This window comes from Acinetobacter sp. 22512 (assembly GCF_052044755.1).
In the GTDB taxonomy this organism is placed as follows: Bacteria; Pseudomonadota; Gammaproteobacteria; order Pseudomonadales; family Moraxellaceae; genus Acinetobacter; species Acinetobacter pittii.
Window position 1 is genome coordinate 169,595 of record NZ_JBQENP010000005.1, and the last position, 16,073, is coordinate 185,667.

Sequence of the window (16,073 nt, forward strand, 5' to 3'; positions counted from 1 at the left end):
GCCCCTTAATTTTCTAACTTGCTGAATGATGTTTCAGTTGTTTCTCTGCAATAATTTCTTCAAAACGTTGAATCTCATCCTCTAAATGAGTCAAAAGGTTTTGCATTTTTGGCAAAGCATTTCGACAAGCTGTTAATCCAACTTCAAGCTTATCTAAATAACTGGTCATGGTAATGTTTAGAGCTTGTCCATCCATGACAATCGAAGCAGGGTAGAGCGCATCTAATTTCGCGCCATTCCAATAAAGCGGCTCACGTGGTCCTGGTACATTGGAAATCACTAAATTGAACGCCTGACGCTTAGGAAGCATTCCTGACATGATGTTTAATCCTGCCGGGCCATAAACAACCGCACTATAGTTTAAAATTTCATTCGCAGTCATGCGGCTAAAGCGTTGCTTTGAATTCTGCATGCTACGGCGAATGATTTCTAGACGCTCTAACGGTTGATCTTTATGCGTCCCTAAATTTGCCAAAATCATAGTAATTCGGTTACTCATGTCAGAATCATCTGTACGTAATGAAGCTGGAACCATGGCAATAAGTGGCTTTTTAGGTAAGCTGTTTTGGCTAATCAAATATTCACGTAAAGCGCCTGAACATACAGCTAGGACAACATCATTAATCGTTACGCCTAATGCTTTTGAAATTTTTCTAAGGCGGCTTAATTCAAATGATTGGGCCGCAAAACGACGTGAAGCACTGACTCTTTGGTTCAAAATAGAAACTGGTGCCTGAAAAGTAGAAACATAATCAGGATTTTTACCCATTTCCTTGAATATTGTTTGAGATAGCTCGTGCATGACTTTTGGAGCTATGTCGAGTTGAGACTTAATACCGCCTAAAATACTTTTAATTTTACTAGTACTTGGAGTTGGTACTTTTAGACGCTTAGCTCTTTTACTTTCAACACACCATAAAGGAACAACATGTTTTTCTTCTGGTGTTTTTGATAGAGATTTCTCGATCAAACGCATACCAGCAACACCATCTACCATTGCATGATGGATTTTAAAATACATGGCAAAACGATTGCCTTCGATTCCTTCAATAATGTCACAAGTCCAAAGTGGCTTTGCACGATCAATTAGTGAACTATGCTGCTGTGAAATATAAACTAGTAGTTCACGAATACGGCCAGGATGAGGCAAAGCAATATGGCGAAAATGATGATCGATATCGAATTCTTCATCTTCATCCCAAAATAGACCACTTAAACGGTTATTGAAGGGCGGAATAGGAATGCTCTTTGAGCGTTTAATATCTTCTACTAAATCATGTACAAAGGTTTCTGGTGCATTTTCAGGAATTTCAAATAAAAATAATCCACCGACATGCATGGGTTGCTGTCTTTTTTCAAGTGACAGAAAAATGAAATCAATTGGGTGTAATGGACGCATAAATCATTGTGCCTCATGCATTTTTCTAAGAAGCCCTTATATGAGCTCTTATTAGAATTATAGAACCGTAAAATTAAGTATATAGCGTTTAGAGTAGAGAAAATATGACTTTGTGTACGGAACATGACATAAAAAAAACCACTGATTTGCCAGTGGTTTTTTGATATCCAATTACTTTTTCATATTACCTGCATGTAATCCACACTCTTTTTGAGTGGCTTCTTCCCACCACCAGCGTCCTTCACGCTCATGTTGATTAGGTAATACAGGTCGCGTACATGGTTCACATCCAATAGAAACAAAACCACGCTCATGAAGAGGGTTATATGGAATTTCCATCATACGGATGTAGCTCCATACCTCAGCACTTGTCCAGTTCGCTAGAGGGTTATATTTAATGAGTTGCTTACCTGGGCCAGAGAAACCTGCATCAGCTTGTACTACAGGAATCTCTGTACGCGTACCAGGACTTTGATCTTTACGTTGACCCGTAATCCAGCCATCTAAAGTCGCAAGTTTTTTACGCAAAGGCTGAACTTTTCGAATACCGCAACATTCTTGATGCCCATCTGTAAAAAAGCTGAATAAACCTTTTTCGTTTACCATGTTTTGAACAGCTTCAGATTCAGGGAAACAAACTTCGATATTGATATTGTAGTGTTTACGGACAGTTTCAATAAATTGATAAGTTTCGGCATGCAGGCGACCCGTGTCGAGACTAAATACACGGAAAGGTTTGCCTAAGCGTGAAGCAATATCAATTAACACAACATCTTCTGCACCCGAAAATGAAATTGCAATTTCACCTTGTTGGCTTAAGGCAAGTTCTAAAATTTCTCGAGGGCTTTTGGTTGCATATTCAGCAGCAAGAGCATCTACGATATCAATAGTCGGAATAACGGTCATGTGTGTTCCTGGCAAAAGGCTTGGGCGCATTGAGTTATGAAAAATATTCTAAAGGATAGTTGATAAAGTGCTTAGCACTTTAATTTCGATCCTTATGAATAAAATTGATTTGATCAATAACAACGCAAAACTGAAAATCTTAATGGTATGATACAGCAATTTTTAACCAACGTTGGAAGCATTCATGGAAATCGTATGCCTAGATCTTGAAGGGGTTTTAGTTCCTGAAATTTGGATCAATTTCGCTAAAAAAACAGGGATTAAAGAACTCGAAGCAACAACTCGTGATATTCCGGATTATGATGTTTTAATGACTCAGCGTCTTAATATTTTAAAACAACACGGTTTAGGCTTAAACGATATTCAAGAAGTCATTGCTGAGATGGGGCCATTACCAGGTGCAAAAGAGTTTGTTGAATGGGTGAGTACCCATTTTCAACTTGTGATTTTGTCAGATACCTTCTATGAATTTGCGCATCCTTTAATGAAGCAATTAGGGTGGCCAACAATTTTCTGTCATAAGTTAGAGACAGATGAAGAAGGTATGATTACCGCTTATAAACTACGTCAACCCGATCAAAAACGTGAGTCTGTTAAAGCTCTACATGGTTTAAATTTCCGAGTAATCGCAGCGGGTGACTCGTATAATGATACAACCATGCTGGGTGAAGCGGACCATGGTTTCTTGTTTGATGCACCTGCAAATGTGATTGCTGAGTTTCCACAGTTCCCAGCTATTCACGGCTATGATGCATTAAAAGAAGCAATCCGTTCAGTTTCACAGCGTAATATCCCAGCTTAATATAAATAATAAAAAAGGCGCTTTAAGCGCCTTTTTTATTATTTATGGTTTTTAAACTTAGAATTTATAACCAAGTTTTAAACCATAAGCGATTGCATTATTGTCAGAGAACTCTGCAACATATTCATCACCGCCCGCTTGCGCACCAGTTTGAGCTTTAGCATCACCTAACCAAAAGTATTTTACACCACCAGCAATAAACGTTTGTGGAGTAGGGCTATATTGAAGACCTAAACCTACGTTCCAGTAACCTTCAGTTGGACCTAAAGTTGTGATTGGGTCACCCGCACCAGAGTCCCAACCTACAGAAACGTTACCCGCCCACTTGTCGGTAAGTTTGCGACCAACACCTGTGGTTACTGTCCATTGGTCATCTGTATAGCTCACTAAATCGAAACCATTTGGGCGGTTGACAATAGGCCCTACAACTTTTGATAGCTGTCCAAATTTGTATGGTTGAACAGAGAAATCTTTCCAGTTCACCCAACGAATGTTTGCAAACGCAACTGTGTCAGCCATGATACCTGTTTGGAAATCAAAGTTAACAGATTGAGGTGTAGTAATTGTGGTATCTGCTGAGCTATTTTTAATTGCATCGGCCGCTGCAGCTTGCCCTAATAATGAAAGAGCGGGAAGTGTAGGCAAATTTTCACGAATATTGACGTCATGGTCAACTTCTGAACGATAAGTTAAAGAAGCTTTAAGTGCAATTTCAGGAATTTGATAAGCAAAACCTGCTAGCCAACCCACACCGCCAGTTTCTTTGATATCTGCATCATAGCCATTGTAGATACTATAAGCTTGTCCACGAAGGCTAATATTTCCTTTAATTGTTTGATACACACCACCTGCATAGAGGTTCCAATTTTTATTTGGTTGGAAACCAAAAACCATAGCAAGGTTTTGAGTATCAACTTCAACTTTAGTGCCACCTTTGCCGAGTAAACCATTAATGTTATTTATTCCAGCATCTACTCTTTCTGTGACGCTTTGTTTTACAGCTGTATCGATAGCAGCTTTAGTAGCTGCATTATTATTATACGCACTTAAAGTAGCAGCAAATTGTGCTTTCCCAGCATCAGAGCTTAAATCAACTCCCTGGGCTTGCAGAACAGCACCGACACGCTGATCGCTAGTTAATCCGTTAAATGTTGTATCAATAGTATTGGCACGAATTACATCTAGTCTGTCTTGCGCTAAAATTGTGTTAGAAGAATCTGATACAAATACATTTTTCCCAGAATATTCTGCATCTGCACCAAATGGCTGATCGTACAGTAAACCAAATGAGAATTTATCGTTAAGTTGTAGTTTTAAAGCTGCATTTGGGAAAAAATAATCCTCACCCATATCGCTAATATCACGGCGTGTTGCGCTTGATCCTGCTTCTTTACCCGATACATCTGGGTCTAAAACAGAAATACCAGCTTCAAAGTAGTTACCAGGCTGCAAAAATGCAGACATTGATTGTCCAGAGCGATCCAATGCTGCTGCAAAAACCCCAGTTGCAGGCAGCGTTGCTAAAATCATTGCAGTGCTCAGATGTTTTAATTTCATTTTAATCTTTCCTTGAACTTCAAGACATTTTTTTAAAAGTAACAGAGTTAAACCGTTTAAACTGTGTTGCCTTCAAAGCTCCAAATTACAAGTAATAGAAGCTTTGATAACTCCATGTAACAAAAATAGCATAATTACAATAAGAGTAAATCTGTTATATGAACTGAGGAGTACTCACTTTTTATACAAATAGAGTCAATAATGGATGAAATATGAAGGAATATTTGTATTGTTAAATTAATTTAATTAATTGATATTTATATTTTTATCTATTAGTGGTGACCTTTGTTTTTATGACATTTTTGTCACAAATTCAAGAAAAATGGTCAAAGATTTTTTTGTAAAAATATGAATTAAGTGATTATGAAATGAGTATTAGTTGTCATTTTTAGTTGATAAGTCCAGTTTCTCTACATCTGTATATTATTGATTAAATTTTATATTATTCATTTTATGAAAAAGTTTACCTTAATTTTTTTACCATTTGATCTATTTTTTGAGCGAATTTGGATTCTATATTTGAAAGTTATGTGTAATAAAAAACCGAAAATAATGATCTAAATTCGGCTATTCTATTTTTAGAGCTAAAACACAGCATTAGAGTGGGTATAACTTTTCATCAAATTGCTCAAGTTTGGGAAATTTTAATGACTCGAGCTGGTCCAGATGAGTAAGGTAGATTACATAGTCTTCAAGAAGGGTTTGTCGTGCTTCTTGGCTAATATACGGTACATGGTAAGCAATGAATGGAGGTAGGACTTCAAAACCAGCATATGCCAAAGTACCACGTTGAATCGGCGATAAATAATTTTCGATTGGTCCGTGAATTGAGTTTTCTCCAAACATGTGTGTTCTACCACCGAGTGTTAAACACAACATCGCTTTTTTACCTGCCATGCCGCCATGGTTGTAAAAACGCTTGCCCCCATAAAAAAGTCCAGAGACAAACACACGATCAATCCAGCCCTTTAAAATTGCTGGAACAGATGTCCAATAAAGTGGGAAATTTAAAATGACGAGATCAGCTTTTTTTACCTTTTCAATTTCAGCTTGAATATCTGGAGCTAGAAGCTGATTTTTGCTGGCATTTCTTTGTTCAAGTGCATAGTTAAAATACTCAGGCTGATTAAGCTCTAAGAAATCCGCTTTGGATGCAATAGGGTTAAATTGCATCGCATATAAATCTGAAACTTCTACGCTGTGCCCAAATTTTTCTAATGTTTGCTTAGCTGTACTTTTTAGAGCAGTGGTAAAAGACTGTGGTTCTGGATGAGCATGGACAATTAGAATGTTCATAGGGGAGGACCTGTATTCTTTTTCAGAAATTTTGCTGTCTGGTGCAATTCAGCGGATTTTGTTTTGAATAACTATGCATCAATTTAAAAGCATGGCATAGTTCATGAACTGACAGTTTTTACCATTTTACGCCATTTTATTTTGCTCATATGGGTTGTTTATGAATCCAGAATTACCCGGAACTTATATTAATTTAATCGTTGAGACTGTTAAGCGGTGGGGTGTCTCTGGTGAGCAGCTTTTAAATGGTAGTGGAATAACTTTAGACCAATTAGAAAAGCCTTACTGGTATGTTGAATTCAATATCTTAAATCAGTTTATTGAACGGGCAATCGAGTTATGCAAAGAGCCAGCACTAGCAGGTTATTTAGCTTTAAGTATGACGGCTTCATGTTATGGTTCAGTCGGAATGGCTGCCATAGTTTCTCCAAATTTAGGAGAAGCATTGAAAATACTTGAACAATTCATTGCTTCACGTTGTAAGGTTTTTAAACCGGAATTAAAACAAGAAAATAATGATGCATGTTGGTCAATTCATCAGCCTGTCAGTGCATTTCAACTGAGCCCAAATGCCAACATTTTTTTGTTACTCGGTTTTGTTCAAATTGCGAAAAAATTAACAGGGCTTTCTCATTTGGGAAAAGTTGAATTACAAATGCCAGAGCCGATAGGTTTTGACCAAATCAGTCATCAACTGGCTGTGACTTGTTTATTTAACCAAAAGGGTAATCGTTGGATATTTCCAAAAGAGTATTTAGCACAATCTGTATTAACGGCAGACCCAATGCTAGCGCCGTTATTAAATGCGCAATGTAAGCGGGATATAGAGAAATTAAACTTAAAAAGTGGTTGGAAAGGACAAGTCAAACAAGTTGCCGAAAAATTGCTTTTGAATGGGGAGATTGAGACATTAAAAGTTGGGCAAGTGGCTCATATCATGAATATGTCAGAGCGAACTTTGCAACGCTATTTAGCTCTTGATGATACTAGTTTTACCCTCTTGGTAGACTCTCTCAAAAAGGAGCATGCCCAGAAACTTTTAGCTCAAAATAACATGTCGATCGAAAAAGTCGCTTTAATGCTAGGTTATGCCGAGACTTCTCACTTCACCCGTGCATTTAAGCGCTGGATGGGAGTAACGCCTAAATATTTCCAAACCCAGCATAAAATGGCGGATTCAAATTAAAGGGCCACAAATTTAAATTCGTGGCTTTTCATTTATGATTTAAGTCAATTAAGTAGATTGTTCTGGCTTAGATGAGAGTGATTCAATCACTTCAAAATAGCTAGGTGGTACTGGAACATGGCCGCGGTCTCTCAATAGACGATGCATACGCGGCAGTTTGAAGTAGGGCACCGAAGCCATTAAATGGTGTTCCATATGGTAATTGACATGAATAGGCGCTACAAAACTTCTAGCAATCCAACCTGCACGTGTAGTACGGGTATTGGTTAAAGCTGTATTACTCGTTTGCATACCTGCATGTTCGGCCATTGAGCGAATTCTTAAAAATAAAGGAAACGGTGTCAAATACGCTAAAGGCCATAACCAATAAAACCGTTGCTGACCAAAAGCTTTTAAAACACCATAAAGAGCTACATTGATTGCAATAGCTCCGCTACTGTTTTTTATTAGGCTTTTGGCATAGTCAACGAAATCTTTATTGCTTCGATCTAGCCAGACTTGATCATTTGCAACAGTCCATTTCATTAAATCGAGATCCATTAACACTCGACCAAAGCTAAACTTTAATCCTGTCATACCTGTTAAGTCGCGTAAAAATTTACGAGTAAGAGATTTTTTGCTTACAGGAAAACCAGAAACTAACGAAAGGTCAGGGTCATCTGGAGTAGAGGTTTTTGCATGATGACGAACATGATGTACGCGATATTTTTGTAGATCATTCCAGATTGGACGGGCGCATAGCCATTCACCTACAAAGTCATTTATTTTTTTATTTTTGAATAAGCTTTTATGAGATGCATCATGCATCAAAATTGCTAGGCATAACTGGCGACCTGCCAATATAGCTAAAGCTAGCATACAAGCAAGTAATTTGCCCCAGCTAGGTAAGTAATCCCACATCATGATTAAGCTTGCAAATGTTCCGCCAATAACGGCCCATGTGCTTGCAACAGCCCAAGCACCGTATATATCTGAGGGTTGTGTGAGTTCTTGTATTTCTTCTCTGCTAAATAGATCGGTCACACTCACTTGTGCATTCATTTTTATTCTCCCAAATCAGATTTTGGTATCCATATCTTATATTACAAATATAATCATAAAATTTTAAAATGTGAAATATTTGTTTGTAAAAAAATAAATCGCCCTTTAGTGGGCTAATTCATTTTCATAAAGTTTCTGCCATAGCTTTTGTCCAATCGAATCGAGCTGTTGTACATTTTGAGCAAACTGATTGCGGGCATGTTCATCAACAAATGGAGAAGGCAGTAGAGGATCATTCATGAGTAAGGTAATGGTTTCACGTCCTAATAATAAAGCTTGGGTAGCAGCCTCATTTAAGGATAAATTTTTATAATTCAAAAGCCATTCTTGGATATCTTGACTATACATTTCATAGTTTTTTTCAAGCTGCTTGGTATCCCACAAGGAAGGAATTAACGCAACTGTTTTTTCGTCAAATTTTTGAATAATAGAAATTTTAGCTTCATTTTCAAGACCCGCTAAAATGAGCTCTTCACATGTTTTTTCAAAGCTATACGCTAAATTATCTGGACGTATATAAATTCCAGTTTCGAGTTCTCTAAAACCAAATTGACGTAAAGCGTGTTCTCTCTTTTTTAAAGCGGTTCGATCAATACGACCTAATGTCCCCGTAAATACTGCCAGATAGTGTTGTTGCCATTCTTTAGTCTGCTTAATGCCATTTTTACGATTCAAAATGACTTTTGCCCATTCTTTGGTTGATGGCGAAAGTTGATAAATACCGCGTTCTACACTTTCTATCATGCCTTCATTTAATAGCCGAGTCGTAGCCACACGAATACCGTTGTCACTCATATTAAAAAGTTTAGCGGCAATTAATATTTGTCTAATCGTGAGCTGAGGGTAAGCAGAGGAAAGAAATAAATCGATAATGAGATGGCGTGCATTAATTTTGATATTTTTCATTCAGATTGAATTTTTGATATGAGTTGCATTTGATCAGAATAATATCATGTTTTTTTAAGGACTTTTTAAGATCATTTTGTAGAGTAAGTAAAGGTAAAAAGCTTTGTCTATAACAAGAAAAACTTTGGCAGTTCTTAACCAAGTTTTATCTTTTTACGATAGTTAACCCAAGTTTGTCATCATGATGTGATACATTATCGCACTTTAAATAAACTGCCTTTAACTAGGGGCAATAACCACAAACGTTAGAAATGATCTGATATTGAACATGTGTTAAGTCTAATTTGGGACTTACCAATTTCGATAAAACAAATTTTAGGTCGTTCTAATGATTAACTTTCTTTGAGCAAGTTATGGAAAATTTTGAAGTTATAAAAGCACTGTTTTTAGGCTTTGTCGAAGGCTTAACTGAATTTTTACCTATCTCGAGTACAGGCCATTTAATTTTATTTGGTCATATTATCGATTTCCACTCAGACGGCGGTCGTGTATTTGAGGTCGTAATCCAGTTAGGTGCTATTTTGGCAGTGTGCTGGTTATACCGACAAAAAATTATTAACTTGATTAAGGGATTCTTTAGCGGTGATGTGGAGTCACGTCATTTTGCGATTAGTGTGCTTATTGCATTCTTTCCAGCAGTCATTATTGGTGTTCTAGCTGTCGACTTTATTAAAAGTGTTCTATTTAGCCCAATTGTGGTTGCGATTGCCTTAATTGTCGGCGCCCTGATCATTTTCTGGGTTGAATCTAGACAGTTTGAACATAAGACACTTGATGCAACTAAAATTACTTTTAAACAAGCACTTTTAGTAGGTCTTGCTCAGTGTGTGGCGATGATTCCGGGAACTTCGCGTTCAGGCGCAACAATTGTAGGCGGAATGTTTGCAGGTTTATCACGCAAAGCTGCTACAGAGTTTTCTTTCTTCCTTGCTATGCCGACCATGCTGGGGGCTGCGACTTTTGACTTGATTAAAAATGCTGACGTATTGACCTCAGACAATATGGTTAATATTGGGGTGGGATTCGTTGCTGCTTTTATTGCCGCGCTGTTTGTTGTAAAAGCATTGGTACTGTTTGTAGAACGTCACACTTTACGTGTATTTGCTTGGTACCGAATTGTCCTCGGTGTAATTATTTTGATTGCAGCAATGTTCTTTAATTTATCGGCTTAAATAGCCTGATAAAGTGAAAAAACCTAGAATGCTCTAGGTTTTTTTATGCCTAAAAATTGATTTGGATTGCCTATTTATACAAAGTAAACGTAAGACAGATGTTTTCATTTTGGGTTCATTGTTATATTGACTATTAGATTATCTCTCACAATAAAACTATGCCGCAAAATCATCTTACAGAACATTTGGTCGATGCATTTTTGCACTTGGCTCCAGCAGAAGGCCTCTATCCTACTTTTATTTCTAATATCACTTTAATGCGTGTAGATCATTCCACACCACCTATTGCCGTGCTGCAAGAACCCTCAATTGTTTTAGTGATACAGGGGTTAAAGCGCGGATATATTGGTAAAGAAATCTTTCAGTTTCAACAAGGACAGTGCTTATTTATCTCAATTGCAATACCGTTTGATTGCGATACTGTAGTTGAAAATAATGAACCCATGTTGGCAATCGCAATAAAGTTTGAACCACAAATGATAGCTGATCTCATTACTAAAATGGATAAACAGCAACAAGTGGTTACTGAAGATGCTCATTCAAAAGATTTAAAATTAAGCTGTGGGCTTAGAGTGATTGACATGAATGCCACCATTTCAGATGTTGCTCTCAGATTGCTCAATTTACTTCGTTCTAAACAAGATACTTTTATATTGGGTGAGCAAGTTAAAAGAGAATTGGTTTATCGTGTGGTGCAGGCTTCAGGCGGCAATCTAGTCGAGAGCTTATCGGCTATGGCAAGTCGAAATGGCGTGATTTACACCATTTGTGAAATTATTCAACGTGATTATTATCATAACTTAACGGTTCAAGAGTTGGCGAAACAAGCGGGCATGAGCATATCGCTTTTTCATCAAACTTTTAAAAAGGTGACGAATTATTCGCCCTTACAGTACATCAAAATTACTCGGTTACATAAGGCACGCGAGTTAATCACGAACAATAAAATGGGAGTCGCAGAAGCCGCCTATGAAGTTGGATATGTTAGTGCTTCTCAATTTAGCCGAGAATTTAAGCGACTGTTTGGAGTTCCACCCAAGTCTTCAATTATTTAACGTAGATTAGTATTTTGAAATATAAATCAAACATGGAGCATTATATGACCCTTCCAACAACCATGAAAATTATTGAAATTACGGCTCCTGGTGGACCTGAGGTTCTAAAAGTTCAAGATGCAAATATTCCAGCACCTCAAGCAGATGAAGTCTTAATTGAGGTAAAGGCTGCTGGAATTAATCGCCCTGATGTATTGCAGCGTATGGGTTTATATCCAATGCCTAAAGGTGTTACTCAAATACCCGGACTTGAAGTCGCTGGTGTCGTGGTTGCTGTAGGTGAACAAGTCGATCAATTCAAGGTTGGAGATAAAGTTTGCGCCCTAACAAATGGCGGTGGTTATGCTGAGTACTGTGCGGTAACAGCAACTCAAGTATTACCAATTCCTGAAAATTTATCTTTTACACAAGCTGCTGCGATTCCGGAAACATTTTTTACGGTTTGGGCAAACCTATTTGATATTGGCCGTTTAAAGAAACATGAAACTGCATTGATTCACGGTGGGGCAAGTGGTATTGGAACCACAGCTTTAGCGATTTGCCAAGCTTTAGGGATTAAAACTTTTGCTACGGTTGGTAGTGAAGATAAAATTAAAGCACTCTCTAGTTTCACCACAGCAATTAACTATAAAACCCAAGATTTTGAGCAGGAAGTTTTGAAGCACACTCAAGATCAAGGTGTTGATGTCATTTTAGATATTGTAGGTGGTTCTTATTTCACGAAAAACCTAAATCTATTAAAACGTGATGGCCGATTGGTCATTATTGGTTTTATGGGGGGACGAATCGCAAAAGAATTTGATTTACAAAAACTGATTTTAAAACGTGCCACAATTACGGGTTCAACGATGCGAGCACGTAATAGCCAAGAAAAAGCACAAATTGCCCAATCTTTGAGTGAGCATGTGTGGCCATTATTGGCTCAAGGTAAATGTTTACCGCAAATCTATAAATCGTATGCTTTTTCAGATGTACAAAGTGCTCACGCATGTATGGAACAAGGTGATCATATTGGAAAGATCGTTTTAGAAATGAATGCGTAACGCTGTAATCATTGAAGTTTGGGCGAACGACAGGTTCGCCTAAACTGAATTTTATAATTCTAGATTCTGCCTATTTCTCTATAAAAATTGCCAAATTCTATTGGCAGATTGCACCACTTCTATAACTTCACCTATAAATTGAGTAAGAAATAACAATTGGTTTTTACCTTATTTCTTTCCATACTGATGAAAAAGGATAGTAACAATGAATACTGCAAATATTGATGATAAAAATCCTACTCCAGATTTGGCTGAAGATAATGCCTTTTTCCCATCACCTTATTCACTGAGTCAATATACTGCTCCTAAAACCGATTACGATGGTACGACTTATTCAACGCCGTATACAGGCAATAAAAAGGTCTTAATGATTGCAACTGATGAACGTTACATCCAGATGCAAAACGGTAAGTTCTTTTCAACAGGTAACCATCCTGTAGAAATGCTTTTACCGATGTTTCATTTAGATAATGCAGGCTTCGAAATTGATATTGCGACACTTTCAGGAAATCCAGCCAAACTTGAAATGTGGGCAATGCCAAAGCAAGAACAAGTGGTGTTAGATACCTTTCAGAAATATGCAGATAAATTAAAAAATCCGCTAAAACTAGCTGACATTTTAGAAAATGCAGTTGGTGAAAACTCACCCTATGCGGCTGTATTTATTCCGGGTGGGCATGGCGTATTAGCTAAAATTCCACATAGTCTTGAGGTAAAGAAAGTTCTTAAATGGGCGGTTGAACAAGATAAATTTATTATTACGTTATGCCATGGTCCAGCCTCATTACTGGCTGCGGCAGTTAATGAACAGCCAGAAAACTATATTTTTAAAGGCTATCAAATTTGTGTATTCCCTGATTCATTAGATAAAGGAGCAAATATTGATATTGGTTATATGCCTGGAGCTTTACCTTGGTTAGTGGGTGAAAATCTTGAAAAACTCGGTGTAGAAATTTTAAATAAGGGCATTACAGGTCAATGTCATAGAGACCGTAAATTGCTAACTGGTGATAGTCCGCTTGCTTCTAATAATTTAGGGAAACTTGCAGCTGAAACATTGTTGGCTGAAGTGAAGGATTAAGTGATGAAATATGTACGCCCTGCGGGACTCGAACCCACGTCGGTCGCTTAGGAGGCAACTGCTCTATCCAGTTAAGCTAAGGGCGCATAATTTTATGATTATAAACAAAAAAGCTATTGCGAAGGCAATGGCTTTTTTACGTTTTAGTTATTAAAAATTTTGCCAGAGTGGCCAATAAAGATAAAGTTGAACCATTCAACGGTTTCAAACACTTATATCTGTAGAAAAACAGTTTATAAAGCTAAAAAATCACAAAAACTTCATGTTGATCTTTCTATGATCTGAAGCAAAACACGAAAAGGTTTAAGACAAGCAATTGAGTAAATGAAACTGTTCCCGAAAGGTTGTTTGTTAAAAATCAGATTTAGCTACCTATAATTCAAAAGGGCATAGCATGAAAAAAATTGATGAACAGGACTTATCTAGAATTATTGAAATGGCATGGGAAGATCGAACCCCATTTGAAGCAATTGAGCGAGAATATGGCTTAAGTGAAAGCGAAGTGATTCGTTTAATGAGATATAACCTGAAAACCAATAGTTTTAAACTTTGGCGTAAACGTATGGCAGGGCGTAAAACTAAACATCAACAATTACGTTCACCAGCCGTTGAACGAGCTTACTGCTCTCGTCAGTATAAATATGCTTAACATCATCATATATAACCAATTGAAATACATCTGATTCAACAATGAAGAGTCGTGTTGAATCAGTTAAAATAATCTGGTGAAATATTTACTTATTTGAACGGGCTTGTCTTTTACATCTTTCAGAGCAATATTTTACTTCTTCCCAGCAACGTTCCCATTTTTTTCGCCAGTCAAAAGGGCGTTGGCAATAGACACATATTTTCTGGGGTAGATGCTGTTTTTTCATGATATTAAAGCTCATCAAGTTGATGAATAAGTAACTTTGCATGCTTCATGACAGAAGCTTTATCTTTCATACGATCAAGGTTTTTATAAATCATCGACATTCTGGGATTCTGACGAAATATGGCCTCATGCTGGCTCATAAAATACCAATACAAACTGTTAAATGGACAACTGTCTGGTTCAGTTTTGGTTTTGACGTTATATGTACACTGCTGACAATAATTTGACATTTTATGTATGTAATTACCTGATGCAGCATAGGGTTTACTTGCCATGGTGCCGCCATCTGCATACATTGCCATACCTAATGTATTCGGTAACTCAACCCATTCATAAGCATCTACATAGACAGCTAAATACCATTCGCAAATTTCTGATGGGTTTACACCTGCTAAAAGCGCAAAGTTGCCTGTAATCATTAAACGCTGAATATGGTGAGCATATCCATGTGCAAAGGTATTTCTGAAACACTCGGCCATACATGCCATTTTTGTATTACCCGTCCAGTAATATTGTGGCAGCGGCGTGCTGGCTTGAAGGGTATTTTGATCGCTATAGTCAGGCATACACAACCAATAGATTCCACGCACATATTCCCGCCACCCTAATATCTGCCGAATAAATCCTTCTACTGCATTTAAGGGAACCTGTCCGTTGTAATAAGCTGTTTGGGCAGCGTCACACACTTCTTTTGGCAATAACAATCCACAATTTAAATAAGGCGAGAGCAGACTATGAAACATAAAATCTGAACCATAAACCATGGCATCTTGATAATCGCCAAAGTGGGGTAGGTTGTTAGAAATAAAATGATCTAGAGCAAGTAGGGCATTTTGACGGGTTGTTGCCCATTGAAAGGAGTTGATATTGCCGATATGTTGAGAAAATTCTTTCTTGACCAGTTGAATAACATCTATATCAATTTGATCATGCTCAAAGGTTAATTTTGGTGGCAAAGGTGGATTGCCTGACCAAGCTTTTCGATTGGCTTGATCAAAGTTCCATTGCCCGCCAACGGGTTGTTGGTCATGCATTAAATAATGAGTTTGCTTGCGCATTTCTCGGTAAAAGTATTCCATTCTTAGTGTTTTATATTTGTTTGCCCATTGCTTGAATTGTTCTACGGTACAAAAGAATCGATCATCTTCTAAACAAATAACAGGTAGTTTTAGCTTGTTAGCCCATGAAGTTTCGATTTCATGTTGTAAGCGATACTCACCACATTGGGTAATGACGAGAGTATTCGCCGAGAAGTGTTGCTGCTGCAAAGCAATAAAGTCGACTAACTTTTTTATATGACTTTCGCGCTTAAATGTGTGATAACGGATTTTCCAGCCCTGTGCTTTTAATTCTTTTGCAAAGTGACGCATTGCACTAAAAATCAGTGCTATTTTTTGTGGATGATGAGCAACATAAGACGTTTCCTCAAGCACTTCAGCCATCAAAATAACGTCTTCATTACGGTTTAAATACTTGAGCGTTGCGAGTTGGTGATTTAATTGATCACCCAGAATTAAACCAAATCGCATATTTTTGCTTCATGAGATGGAACTAAAACTAGTTTAAGTTTTCAGAGATCAATTTTATGTGAAGCAGAGCTTCTAAGTTCATCACTGGTCAGTTAGCTATAAAGTCATAGATATAACTTAAAAGCATAGCGCGCGTGAATAAAATGTGATTTTAATCAAAAAGATACAAATTAAATGAATTGAAGATGTTTGCCAGTATGCGTAAGATTTTTAAAAAATATGTTTA

15 protein-coding genes and 1 tRNA gene are annotated in these 16,073 nt (G+C 37.4%); 7 read left to right on the plus strand and 9 right to left on the minus strand.

The features are described 5' to 3' along the window. Window positions 1-13 precede the first annotated feature (13 nt). Both ACTJJG_RS07755 and ACTJJG_RS07760 read right to left on the minus strand, forming a co-directional pair. Window positions 14-1,399 carry a WS/DGAT/MGAT family O-acyltransferase gene (locus ACTJJG_RS07755; RefSeq protein ID WP_005064414.1) on the minus strand — a complete coding sequence of 462 codons (1,386 nt, stop codon included), beginning with the start codon at window positions 1,397-1,399 and terminating at the stop codon, window positions 14-16. Window positions 1,400-1,570: 171 nt separating this feature from the next. Next, the gene (locus tag ACTJJG_RS07760) at window positions 1,571-2,305 is read right to left on the minus strand and encodes a phosphoadenylyl-sulfate reductase (protein WP_017400225.1); all 735 of its coding nucleotides are present in this window, start codon (window positions 2,303-2,305) and stop codon (window positions 1,571-1,573) included. Between the two features lie 184 nt (window positions 2,306-2,489). Between ACTJJG_RS07760 and thrH the strand changes: the two genes are divergently transcribed. Next, a complete protein-coding gene (gene thrH / locus ACTJJG_RS07765) occupies window positions 2,490-3,107 on the plus strand; it encodes a bifunctional phosphoserine phosphatase/homoserine phosphotransferase ThrH (protein ID WP_017400224.1) in 618 nt (205 codons plus the stop codon). 57 nt (window positions 3,108-3,164) lie between these two features. Here the strand turns inward: thrH and ACTJJG_RS07770 are convergent, their stop codons facing one another. Continuing rightward, on the minus strand, window positions 3,165-4,664 hold the full coding sequence (locus ACTJJG_RS07770; RefSeq protein ID WP_017400223.1) for an outer membrane protein transport protein: 1,500 nt from the start codon (window positions 4,662-4,664) through the stop codon (window positions 3,165-3,167). Between the two features lie 597 nt (window positions 4,665-5,261). Beyond that, complete coding sequence (locus tag ACTJJG_RS07775; RefSeq protein WP_032070544.1) at window positions 5,262-5,960, minus strand: NAD(P)H-dependent oxidoreductase; 699 nt, start codon at window positions 5,958-5,960, stop codon at window positions 5,262-5,264. 160 nt (window positions 5,961-6,120) lie between these two features. On the opposite strand from ACTJJG_RS07775, the gene ACTJJG_RS07780 reads away from it, so the two are divergent. Next, the gene (locus tag ACTJJG_RS07780; protein ID WP_032056656.1) at window positions 6,121-7,146 is read left to right on the plus strand and encodes an AraC family transcriptional regulator; all 1,026 of its coding nucleotides are present in this window, start codon (window positions 6,121-6,123) and stop codon (window positions 7,144-7,146) included. Between the two features lie 48 nt (window positions 7,147-7,194). Here ACTJJG_RS07780 and ACTJJG_RS07785 read toward each other — a convergent pair whose 3' ends face one another. Together ACTJJG_RS07785 and ACTJJG_RS07790 are read right to left on the minus strand one after the other, a co-directional pair. Continuing rightward, the gene (locus ACTJJG_RS07785) at window positions 7,195-8,187 is read right to left on the minus strand and encodes a fatty acid desaturase family protein (RefSeq protein WP_017482120.1); all 993 of its coding nucleotides are present in this window, start codon (window positions 8,185-8,187) and stop codon (window positions 7,195-7,197) included. 105 nt (window positions 8,188-8,292) lie between these two features. Further along, a complete protein-coding gene (locus ACTJJG_RS07790; protein ID WP_372552771.1) occupies window positions 8,293-9,093 on the minus strand; it encodes a PaaX family transcriptional regulator C-terminal domain-containing protein in 801 nt (266 codons plus the stop codon). 353 nt (window positions 9,094-9,446) lie between these two features. Here ACTJJG_RS07790 and ACTJJG_RS07795 point away from each other — a divergent pair, with 353 nt between their 5' ends. The 4 genes from ACTJJG_RS07795 to hchA all read left to right on the plus strand — a co-directional run bounded on the left by ACTJJG_RS07795 (window position 9,447) and on the right by hchA (window position 13,444). After that, entirely contained in the window at window positions 9,447-10,265 is an 819-nt protein-coding gene (locus tag ACTJJG_RS07795) for an undecaprenyl-diphosphate phosphatase (protein ID WP_002116515.1), read from the plus strand. Window positions 10,266-10,423: 158 nt separating this feature from the next. Then, window positions 10,424-11,320, plus strand: a complete 897-nt coding sequence (locus ACTJJG_RS07800; protein ID WP_032056654.1) for an AraC family transcriptional regulator — start codon at window positions 10,424-10,426, stop codon at window positions 11,318-11,320. 32 nt (window positions 11,321-11,352) lie between these two features. Next, window positions 11,353-12,363, plus strand: coding sequence for an NAD(P)H-quinone oxidoreductase (locus ACTJJG_RS07805; RefSeq protein ID WP_081038271.1), 1,011 nt, complete (start codon window positions 11,353-11,355; stop codon window positions 12,361-12,363). A gap of 205 nt (window positions 12,364-12,568) precedes the next feature. Beyond that, window positions 12,569-13,444, plus strand: coding sequence for a glyoxalase III HchA (gene hchA / locus ACTJJG_RS07810; RefSeq protein ID WP_005064435.1), 876 nt, complete (start codon window positions 12,569-12,571; stop codon window positions 13,442-13,444). A 13-nt stretch (window positions 13,445-13,457) separates the two neighbouring features. Here hchA and ACTJJG_RS07815 read toward each other — a convergent pair. Further along, window positions 13,458-13,530, minus strand: a tRNA-Arg gene (locus ACTJJG_RS07815). Between the two features lie 308 nt (window positions 13,531-13,838). On the opposite strand from ACTJJG_RS07815, the gene ACTJJG_RS07820 reads away from it, so the two are divergent. After that, complete coding sequence (locus ACTJJG_RS07820; RefSeq protein ID WP_017386291.1) at window positions 13,839-14,093, plus strand: TIGR03643 family protein; 255 nt, start codon at window positions 13,839-13,841, stop codon at window positions 14,091-14,093. An 85-nt stretch (window positions 14,094-14,178) separates the two neighbouring features. Here ACTJJG_RS07820 and ACTJJG_RS07825 read toward each other — a convergent pair whose 3' ends face one another. Together ACTJJG_RS07825 and ACTJJG_RS07830 are read right to left on the minus strand one after the other, a co-directional pair. After that, window positions 14,179-14,361, minus strand: coding sequence for a DUF2256 domain-containing protein (locus tag ACTJJG_RS07825; protein WP_425394744.1), 183 nt, complete (start codon window positions 14,359-14,361; stop codon window positions 14,179-14,181). After that, window positions 14,324-15,847, minus strand: coding sequence for a cryptochrome/photolyase family protein (locus ACTJJG_RS07830; protein WP_017386292.1), 1,524 nt, complete (start codon window positions 15,845-15,847; stop codon window positions 14,324-14,326). Before ACTJJG_RS07830 ends, ACTJJG_RS07825 begins: the two co-directional genes overlap by 38 nt. Window positions 15,848-16,073 lie beyond the last annotated feature (226 nt).